The sequence below is a fragment of the Dyadobacter sp. SG02 genome, from assembly GCF_900109045.1.
GTDB lineage: Bacteria > Bacteroidota > Bacteroidia > Cytophagales > Spirosomataceae > Dyadobacter.
The window spans coordinates 674,413-684,813 of record NZ_FNYL01000003.1 but is presented as its reverse complement, the minus strand read 5'-3'; the positions used below and the strand labels follow the sequence as shown (position 1 = coordinate 684,813).

6 protein-coding genes are annotated in these 10,401 nt (G+C 49.1%); 1 reads left to right on the top strand and 5 read right to left on the bottom strand.

The genetic code is table 11. From position 1 onward, the window contains the following. The 5 genes from BMW93_RS35680 to BMW93_RS09995 all read right to left on the bottom strand — a co-directional run. Positions 1-251: transposase (locus tag BMW93_RS35680; protein ID WP_143061627.1), on the bottom strand; the 251-nt coding region annotated here is incomplete at its 3' end. Positions 252-365: 114 nt separating this feature from the next. Continuing rightward, positions 366-854 carry a lipid-binding protein gene (locus tag BMW93_RS10010; protein WP_090375054.1) on the bottom strand — a complete coding sequence of 163 codons (489 nt, stop codon included), beginning with the start codon at positions 852-854 and terminating at the stop codon, positions 366-368. An 11-nt stretch (positions 855-865) separates the two neighbouring features. Then, complete coding sequence (locus BMW93_RS10005) at positions 866-1,609, bottom strand: immunoglobulin-like domain-containing protein (protein ID WP_090375053.1); 744 nt, start codon at positions 1,607-1,609, stop codon at positions 866-868. Between the two features lie 19 nt (positions 1,610-1,628). Next, on the bottom strand, positions 1,629-3,107 hold the full coding sequence (locus tag BMW93_RS10000) for a SusD/RagB family nutrient-binding outer membrane lipoprotein (protein ID WP_090375052.1): 1,479 nt from the start codon (positions 3,105-3,107) through the stop codon (positions 1,629-1,631). 11 nt (positions 3,108-3,118) lie between these two features. Further along, entirely contained in the window at positions 3,119-6,325 is a 3,207-nt protein-coding gene (locus tag BMW93_RS09995) for a SusC/RagA family TonB-linked outer membrane protein (protein ID WP_090375051.1), read from the bottom strand. A gap of 778 nt (positions 6,326-7,103) precedes the next feature. Here BMW93_RS09995 and BMW93_RS09990 point away from each other — a divergent pair. Next, positions 7,104-10,397 carry a SusC/RagA family TonB-linked outer membrane protein gene (locus BMW93_RS09990; protein WP_229240313.1) on the top strand — a complete coding sequence of 1,098 codons (3,294 nt, stop codon included), beginning with the start codon at positions 7,104-7,106 and terminating at the stop codon, positions 10,395-10,397. Positions 10,398-10,401 lie beyond the last annotated feature (4 nt).

Genomic DNA, 10,401 nt, shown 5'->3' with positions numbered 1-10,401 from the left:
TCCAGTTTACGGCTTGAATAGATGTTGCTCACATAACCATAAACGAGCACTTTAAGAAGCATCTGCGGGTGATAACTCGAAGACCCGATCGTGTGATAGGCTGAATGAAGCGGCTCTAAACTGATGCTATTGATCACATCGTTGACCACCCGACAAGCATGGTCTTTGGAGATTAACTCATCTAAACTTGGAGGAAGCAGCATTAATTGCTGCTGATTATAAGGCTTGAAGGTAGGTTGTCGTCGGGCCATCTTTCCTGGATTGCTAATACCTAAAGATAATCAATCACAGAAAATCGGCAAAGCCCATATAACAAAAGAAGGTGCCTTTTTGAGACACCCTCTTGTATTTGCAAGTGTTTGTAATTAATGCTCGTCTTCAAGGAAGCCTGTACGGCGGTAGCCTGCGTAGTCTATCACCGACTTTTCTCCTTTGTCAACAAACTCGAACTTGACGTAGATCGAATCCGTCTTGTTTCCACCGGTAGTGGTCGCGGCTCCTTTGATGATCTTGCCTTCGAGGACAGATACCCCAACAGCCGCATCATACATATTCGGAAGGTTCGGTGCAGCATCGAAAGTCATTGCTCCAAGATTAACCTTGGTAATCACTTTCGCCGGCCACGTTTCATGGTCATCGAGGATCAGGTCCGTTTCGTTATTCGCTGCCGTGTTAGAGGTTGTGATCAGGTAGTAACCTCCACCGATGTCCTCGCCGTCTTGAAGTACTTTCACGAACCACTCGCCGCACATCGCCTTCAATTTGGTTCCTTCGATGGCTGGTTCGGTACCAAGATCGCATCCCGACAGAAAAACGCCGGCGATAAAAATTGCTAAATATCCTAATTTCTTCATCTGATGCTAATTTATAATGATACCTGTTTCAGAGTGGCAACAAAATTGTAAACGTCCCAGTCAGTAATTAATACCAGTGTTTTGGTCTCAGGATTTACTGTCAGCGACTTTGGCGTGATAGGCCCGCCAAAAGTCAACACCTGGGGATTTCCTCCGAATTTGAAATCGTTTTTAGGAATACTGGTCGCAGTGATTTCCAGGCCGGGAGCCAGGTAAGCGTCGCCAAGTGCCCGTCCCAGCTGATACCAGCCACCGATAGCATCGGATACCTGATAAGTGTTTTCCGTACCAGGCTTCTTACGGATCATTACATATTCCATATTGGTATACTGTGGCCCGGTTGCCCCGCTTCTCACTACGGTAGATGTATACAAACCTTCGATGGAAGTCTTCAAATCACCTGTACACACCTGCCAGACAGTCCGGGTAGCCGTTGCATCATAACCATCCTTATTGACCGCCGTGTAAGTTACCGTATACCGGTCGGCTGTACCGGGAACAGAAGTGGGCGATCCGCCGCCGATGAGTGCGCTTATGCTCGTTGTCACGGGAATAGTTTGCCCCTGCTCGGTGGCCGTCACACCCGGATCGGTAAATGCCGCGCCGCATTTGGAAAAAACGGTTTCCTCACCTTTGTAATCGAAATCGGGGAAGAAGGTAATCTGTGAAATACCTTCCGTCACCTTGTCGCCTTCGCACGATAACCCTACCGCTCCGATAACGGCTATCGCTATATATTGAATAAATCGCTTCATTTGTCGCTGTTGATTTGAATTATTTCATCCACCAAACTTTGGCCGTAAGCGGCACTAACGCAGGGGTATTCACATTACCATCTCTCGAAACGGAAGTGTACGGAATACGTTTAGGCAGTGCTCCTTTTTCCAGAACGGATTTTGCGGCAACGGTCCATTGTCCGGGAACGTATTTCTCGTTGGTAGTCGCGACATCCGATTTTTCAGGATAACCTGTGCGCGCCTGATCCCAGAACGATTCGTGTCCCTGACGGAACATAGCCACCCATTTCTGATAAATGATCGCTTTGATTTTCGCCTCTGCGTTACCGGTTGACGGATATTCGTAGGTACCACCTTTTGCGATTTTCTTCGCATCGAACGCGACATTGAATTTCGCATAGGCAGCAGCTACGGCTTTGTCGTAGAACTCTTTCGCTTTCGCATCGTTTCCGGTGCGCAGGTAAGCTTCCGAGAGCATGAAATAAACCTCATCGATGCTGAAAAAATAGAACGGATCGGTTGCAGTCATTTTCGCTACGCTGGGGATGTTCACGCCAACTCCGCTAAGAAAATCGCCTTGTTCCAATCCTGCCTGACCTCCCGTGCCTGGTGTGAAGTAAGCATTCAGCCGGGCAGCGTCGTCATGTGCCTGCAAGTACGTTTGAAGCGTACGGCTCAAACGCAGGTTGGTACCTGTGTTCAGCTGACGTACATTGTTCTCATACAATGGGTTACTGCGGTTTGGTTCGTCTACGAACTTGGTAATCGCAGCATGGTCTTCCAATAATGGCGTATTTGCATCGAGCATCGCTTTGATTGCCGCGATAGCCTGCGCAGAGTTAGCGCTTGCAGTCTGGCGCAGATACAGTTTCAGTTTCAATGTGTTTGCAAAGCGTTTCCATTGATCGATCTGGTTGGCTGCGGTCATTCCTCCGTACACGAGGTCGGAAGCTACCGCTGTCGATTTACCGTTATTAAAATCGAGTGCCAGGGCGGCGTCGAGTCTTTTCAGCAATTCCGCGTAAACAGCCTGACCATCGTCGTATTTCGGCGCCTTGATAGTTTGAACCTGCAATGCCTCGCTCAACGGAATCTTGTCGAACCAGTCGGCCAGCATTTGAAAACCATAAGTTTGCACGGCTACCGCTTGCAGCAACATATTATTGTTGCCGCTTTCAGTCGCCTTCGCTTTCACATCTTCGAAGTCGTTCAGACCGCCTGCATACAGTTCCGTCCACGCAACATCGTAGTCGGCTGGTTGGAGGTCGTAAGAGTCGATACCGCGATACTGGTTACTCGCATTGGATTGCGTCCAATGCTGCGACCATAAACCGCCGATGATCGCAAAATCACCTCCTACAATAGCGGCCACGGATGCCTGCGCTGCGGGCAGTACAAATTCGGGTGCTACGTTCGTCGGGTTGTTCGGATCATCATTTACATCCAGCCAATCGTTGCAGGAGCCCAGTGAAAGCGCGGCAAGCAGCAGGAAACTATTTTTTATAATACCTTTCATTTGAATCCTGATTAGAATGATAGATTTAACTGAACGCCGTACGTTGCGGTAGATGGACCGGCAGCGAACTCACCGTAGAGGTTTTTCAGGCTGGTTCCAAACGTGTTGGCTTCGGGGTCTACTACGTGGTTGCCCTTAGGTGTCCACAATACGAGGTTACGGCCAAAAACACCCACGGATGCACCTCTTACCGGCAGTTTTTCCAATGCTTTCTTAGGCACGGCGTATGTCAGCGACACGTTTCTCAGTTTGAAGAATGTCTTAGGCAACACGTGGTTGTATTCGTTGGCTGATGTAGCGCCACCGTAGTAAGTGAATACATCCGCACGGGATACCGGAACAGTGTTGGTCACATAAGTGTTATCCCCGGTTTTGATAACCGAACCCGGCACCACAAACGGCTCGCGATCATTGTATTGCGACATGTAAGCGTTTCCGTTGAAGTAATTCAAACGAGCGGTGTACGAATAGAACACGCCGCCGTTACGGTAGTCGCCATTCGCGCTGAATTTGAAGCCTTTGTAATCCAGGTAGGTCGAAAGACCCAAAGTATAGTTCGGGTTGATTGAGCCTCTGTATGTTTCCTCGGAGCTAACCAGCGGGAGACCGGTTGTTTCGTTTACGATAATGTTTCCGTTCGGGTCACGCTGTGCATCGGGCGAGTAGATCGCACCGAGTGGCTTGCCTACTACTGCACGGAGTTTCACGTTATAGCTGTCATTCAGGAGGATGTTTCCTGATCCGCCTTCGAGGCCCAGCGATTCCACTTCGTTCCAGATCTTGTTGTAGTTCACCGTCACGCCCCATTCGAATTTCTCGGTGCGTACAGGGATCAGGTTCAATGCCAATTCAACCCCTTTATTTCTCACGCTACCCAGGTTGACCGTCTGAGTGGTAGCACCTGTTGCGGGTTCGAGGGCGAGGCTGATGATCTGGTTTTTGGTCAGCTTGTTGTAGTAGCTAAGGTCAAGACCAATGCGTCTTCCGAAGAAGCCCAATTCGAGACCTCCTTCATATTCGGTCGAGATCTCAGGTTTCAGATTCTGGTTTCCAAGGTTGTTTGAAACCTCATATGCGTTCAGGCCGCCGAATGGGAAATTGATGTTACCAAAACCACCCGCGCGAACAGAACCCGGCACGTACACTGAATATACCTGATATGGATCGGCGTCGTTACCCGCCGATGCAGCCGCGAAACGCACTTTCACGAAAGGAATTTCCGCCGGCAATTTGAATATGTCGGACAACACGGCACTGATGCTCGCACTTGGATAGAAGTAGGAGTTTTTGCCTTTTGGCAGCGTACTGGTCCAGTCGTTACGCGCACCCACTGTGAGGTACAACCAGTTGTCGAAACCGAATGTAGCCTGACCGTAGATACCCACAAGGCGGCGCTTCGTGGTCGTCGTGAATGTGGCAGGTGTTACCGAACTGTTGGAAAGGTTGTAAAACCCTGGAAGGTCGAGATTGGTAACTTTTGCGAAGTTGGTCTGTCCGGTTCTTTCGTTGAGGTTGTGCCCAAAGAAAGCCTGCACATCAAAACGCGATCCGAAATTGTGCTTGAAGTTCAGGAGGAGATCGCTGTTGAACTGACGGTTCTGTTTTGCCAGCTCCGATACGCTACCGAAAACGTCATTCGCAGTACTGTTGGGAGTGCCGTCAGTGATTTTTCCGACATTACCCCAGTCTTTCTGGAATGCATCGGAATAGTCACCACCGACGCGGTACTTGATATCCAGATTTTTCAATATCTGGTAACCGAACTCGATGTTACCGAAAATACGGTCTTCGGAGTAGTTGTTACCCTGGTTGTATAATGTCCAGTAAGGGTTCTGAGCGTATGGCGTAAAATAGTTATCCAACGTCATGAACTTATAGTACGGGCTGTTAGGATCGAGCAATGCTTTGGAATCGACGATCGAGTGGTCGCGCGGGATCTGGATCATTTCCTGCCACAATACCTTACCACCGCCGGCATCGTCGCCCTGGCCGGTCGCAACCGCTTTCTGGTTTTTGTGAACGTAGTTGATGTTCGAGTTCACCGAGAACTTATCCAGTTTCAAACCACCGTTCAGGCTTAATGTGTTACGTTTGTACGAATCGGCATTGGTAGGAACTACGCCGTCGGCTGTTGCATTGGAATACGCTACACGGTAGTTGGCAGTTTCTGTACCACCGGATACGGCAATACTGTTGTTCCATTCATACCCTTTATCGAAGAAATCTTTCAGGTTGTCTTCCTGTGCCGAGAAAGGTTTCAGCATTTGCGAGTTGTCCACCACATTACCCCAAAGACGGTTCTTGCCGTCGAGCCTCGGCCCCCATGAACCGTTCTCGATGCGGTCGAACAAGCCGCTCCATCCCTGACCGTAGTTATTTTGCAGGTGCGGAACGCGAAGCACTTGTGATCTTGCAAACGACGACGAAATGTCAACCTGGGTCTTGCCGGACTTACCTCTTTTGGTCGTGATCAGGATCGCACCGTTCGCTGCACGGCTACCGTACAATGCGGATGCCGAGATACCTTTCAGTACGGTAATGCTTTCGATCTCGTTAGGGTTGATGTCGTTCATCTGGTTACCGAAGTCCATCGAACGGTTGAAGTCATCGTTGGTGTTTTGAGCGTTGGAAGATGAAGTGTTACCACGGTTGTTCATCGGCACACCGTCGATTACAAACAGCGGCTGGTTGTTACCGGTAACCGAGTTAAAGCCGCGGATGTTCAGGACGGTCGACGCTCCCGGTGCTCCCGATGCGGTATTAACAGAAAGACCTGGCACGCGTGCGTTAAGCGCATCGAGCGGACTGGTGTTACGGGCTTCTGTAATAGATGTATTGGAGATGGTGGCGGTACTGTAACCGAGCGATTTGCGTTCGCGCGAAATACCGAGCGCCGTTACAACCACCTCACCGAGTTGCTGGGCGTCGGCCGCGAGCGTTACGTTGATCGTCGATTTCGAACCGACCACGATGCTTTGGCTCAGGTAACCCACAAATGAATACACAAGCGTTCCTGAAGAGGGGGCTGAAATGCTGTACTTCCCGTCGATATCGGTGGTGATACCTCTGGTTGTACCTTTCAGGGTGATGTTTACACCGGGGAGCACGCTTCCGTCGTCGGCGGTTACAACTCCCGATACTTGTTTATCCTGGGCAAAAGCCTGCCAGCCAGGAATCAATAAGCACCCTAAGAATAGAAACAGTAGAGTCTTTCTCATACAAAGGATTTAAAGTTTGTTTAAATAGGATATTAATTGCGTCAGGGTTACAAAACTAATCGTTGTTTCAATCAATTACAATGCCGTACAAATCAATGCCCAGAATATAATTTGGCGTAAACAGGGTTTCATTGTCAGTTTGTTAGCGCAAACTACAAAATCGCTTCAATAAACGTATTTGTTAGAACTTCATACTTTCTGCGTATTCGCAATGAAAATTGCAACGCCTGCCTCCTTTCCTTAGATGATTTTCAAACAATTCAAATATTTACTAAAAGCAGCTTACTGTGGGAGGTGTAGATTTCGGGTTCCAAATGACCCGTTTCGGGAGCTGAAAAATTTATGTTAAGCTACAAACAATATTAGAAAAATGCAACTATTTATCAAAAATTACTCGATAGTCCGGCATTCTTAATCCACACATTTTTTCATCCGCTCATTATTTAGATTCATTCTTCTAAAATCCCGCGTATACAGGCACCGTATATCGCAAGTCTCAATTTGCACCTTCCGGTAGGTTTTACGCCAATCAATGTAAAATCCTCAAAAAAAGGCGTCTGTTATTAACATTCGGTTAAAATCAGACGCGTTTTCGAAAATTTCACATATTTGAAAAAATTGCAAAAAACAGCCCGAATTGCATATAAAATTCTCCCTTTCATACCATGCAACCAAAGTAAATTTTGAAAATTCGCAAACAAAAGGTTGTACTGGTTAAACTAATAGTTATTTTTGCAACAGTATGTTTACATAACAAACCTAACTTTAAGCTTAATTTATGAGGGAGACTTTATGCTTCTTAATGGGGTGTCTGCTGCTATTTTCAACGCAGCTGCACGCCCAGGATCTGGCCGTGACCGGTAAGGTCACCGCGGACGACGGCTCGATACTTCCGGGCGTCAACATTTCTTTGAAAGGTACTACTCGCGGTACCACCACAGACACCCAGGGCCAGTACACAATTTCCACTACTTCCGGGGCTACGCTTGTTTTCAGTTTTATCGGTTTTCAAACACAGGAAGTGATCGTTGGAAACCAGTCCGTCATCAACGTAACGCTAAAAAATGATGTCAGCCAGCTTCAAGAGGTGGTCGTAACCGCCCTTGGACAAGAGCGCAAAAGAAATGAGCTGGTTTACGCGGCCCAGCAGATCAACAACGAGCAGATCGTACAGGCACGTAACCCGAACGTAATGAATGCGCTTGCGGGTAAAATCGCCGGTCTCGATATCAAAACGAACAATAACATGGGTGGATCGACCAGCGCGATCATCCGCGGTTACAAATCCATTACCGGTAACAACCAGGCATTGTGGGTAATCGACGGTGTGCCCGTGTCCAATGCCAACACCAACTCTTCCGACCAGCAGACAGGTCGCGCAGGGACCGACTACGGTAACGCTGCCTCCGATATCAACCCGGACAACATCGCGTCCATCAACGTTTTGAAAGGTGCTGCGGCAACCGCACTTTACGGTTCGCGTGCTTCCAACGGGGTAATCCTCGTGACGACCAAGCAAGGCCGTAAAAACAGCTTCGATGTAACCGTGAACAGCGGTGTTACCTGGGGCAAGATCGACAAGAGCACTTATGTGAAATACCAGAATGAATACGGCGCAGGTTACGGCGGCGACGGAGCGAAAGACCAGTTCTACCGCGGAAACCTGGGCTCAGGCGAAGGCGACATCGCAGTATTTGATGCGGATGCCTCTTTCGGTGCCAAATTCGACCCCAACAGAATGGTTTACCAATGGGATGCATTCGACCCGTCTTCACCGACTTTCGGGAAAATGACCCCATGGGTTGCCGCTAAAAACGGCCCGGCTGCATTCTTCGAAACAGCTGTGACCTCCAACCAGAGCGTGAGCATTCTCGGCGGCGGTGAAAACACCACATTTAAAGTAGGTTACACCCGCAGCGACGAAAAAGGCGTTCTTCCCAACAGCAAGCTGGGCAAAAACCTCTTCAACTTCTCGTCTTCATTTGACCTGACCAAGAAGCTGACGATCTCCGCCAACGCAAACTACTCGCAGGTAAAAGGTGTAGGCCGCTACGGAACCGGGTACGATGGTAAAAACCCTAACCAGCAGTTCAGACAGTGGTTCCAGACCAACGTCGACCTGCTCGATCAGAAAGCTGCCTATTTCAGAAACAAACAGGATGTGACCTGGAACTGGGGCGACCCCAAAGCGCCATTCGATCAAAACGGCCCGATTTACTCGGAAAACCCGTATTTCTCACGCTACGAAAACTTCTCGAACGACTCCCGGGACAATATCTTCGGTTATGCGGCGGCGGTTTACAAAATCGCACCGTGGGTTGACTTCACTACCCGTTTCGCTTACAACGGTACCCAGGATATGCAGGAAGAGCGCATTGCATTCGGCAGCGCAGACCCCGCGCAATACAAACGCTACAACAGAAGCTTCAACGAAACCAACCTCGATGTGATCTTCAACTTCCGCAAAGCCATTACGAAGGATATTAACTTCTCCGGTTTGGCAGGTGGAAGCATGCGTCGCTCGACGGAAAGTGCGATCCGCGCACAAACCAATGGCGGTATGACCGTTCCCGGCATTTACGCGCTTTCGAACTCGGCCAGCCCCATCGAACCACCCACCGAAACTTACAGAAGAATCGGTGTCGATGGTCTTTACGCACAAGCATCATTTGGTTACAAAGACCTTGTGAACCTTGACCTCACCGCAAGACAGGACAAATCGACCACTTTGGTGAAAGGTGAGAACACCTATTTCTACCCCGCGATCGGTGCCAACTTCAACCTTTCCAATCTGGAAGGGATGAAAAGACTTGGCTGGCTGACCATGGCGAAACTGAGCGCCAACTATGCAGAAGTAGGTAACGATGCGCCATGGGGAAGCACGATCGACGTGTATGACAAACCGACCGGCCTTGGTAGCATTCCTTATTTCACGTTGAGAAACACAAAAAACAACCGTGACCTGAAACCGGAAAGAACGAAAAACTACGAATTCGGTCTTGAAAGTGCATTCCTGAACGACCGCGTGGGTTTCAACTTCACGTACTACCGCTCGTCTACCCTCGATCAGATCCTGCCGGTATCGATCACCGCTGCTACCGGATATGCATTCCGTTATGTAAACTCGGGTGAAGTACAAAACAAGGGTATCGAGATCTCCGCTTATGTAACGCCTATCAAAGTGCAGGATTTCTCCTGGACCTTGAATATGAACTTCTCGAGAAACCGTAACAAGGTGATCAGCCTCTACGGAGAAGGTGCTCAGGAAGTAACCAACGTTACAATCGCCAGTCTTCAGGGCAGCGTTTCCATCAATGCGGCAAAAGGAGAGCCATTCGGTATCATCCGCGGGACCAATTTTGTGTATCATGAAGGAACCGGCCAGAAAGTGGTCAGAACCAACGGTTTGTATGCCGCAACTCCCAGCTCTGCTGAAATTATCGGTAACCCCAACCCGGATTGGATCGCGGGTGTGAGTAACACACTGAAGTACAAAACATTGTCACTCAGCTTCTTGTTGGATATCCGTCACGGCGGCGACGTATGGTCTCTGGATCAATGGTATGGTGAAGGAACCGGTCTTTATCCGATAACCGCCGGCCTGAACGAGCTGGGTAACCCGAAAAGAAACCCTGCCTATCTGTATGATAAGGATGGCAAGAAAACAGGCGATGCTCCTAACCAGGGTGGCGTCTTGTTCCCTGGTGTGCAAGCAGACGGAACGCCTAACACGATCCGTGCGGAAAACGTAGATGGTAATGGTGCTACCGCATACGGTTACCCAGGCAATCCGCCACGTGCGATGTACATCTACGACGCTAGCTACATCAAACTGAGAGAAGTAGCCCTCACGTACGCGCTTCCACAAGCGATCGTGAGCAAACTGCGCGCGTTCAAGGAGATTGATATCTCGGTAATCGGACGTAACCTTTGGATCATTCACAAAAACATGGAATTCCAGGATCCGGAAGAAGGTCTGGGTTCAGGTTTGCTGAATGGTGCGGGTGGTTACCAAAGCGGTGCTTACCCGGCTGTAAGAAACTATGGTTTCAATGTTAAATTCCGTTTCTAAGCGA

Coding starts and splice junctions, on each gene's coding strand:
- BMW93_RS10010 (WP_090375054.1), bottom strand. CDS start 854: ATGAAGAAATTAGGATATTTAGCAATTTTTATCGCCGGCGTTTTTCTG.
- BMW93_RS10005 (WP_090375053.1), bottom strand. CDS start 1,609: ATGAAGCGATTTATTCAATATATAGCGATAGCCGTTATCGGAGCGGTA.
- BMW93_RS10000 (WP_090375052.1), bottom strand. CDS start 3,107: ATGAAAGGTATTATAAAAAATAGTTTCCTGCTGCTTGCCGCGCTTTCA.
- BMW93_RS09995 (WP_090375051.1), bottom strand. CDS start 6,325: ATGAGAAAGACTCTACTGTTTCTATTCTTAGGGTGCTTATTGATTCCT.
- BMW93_RS09990 (WP_229240313.1), top strand. CDS start 7,104: ATGAGGGAGACTTTATGCTTCTTAATGGGGTGTCTGCTGCTATTTTCA.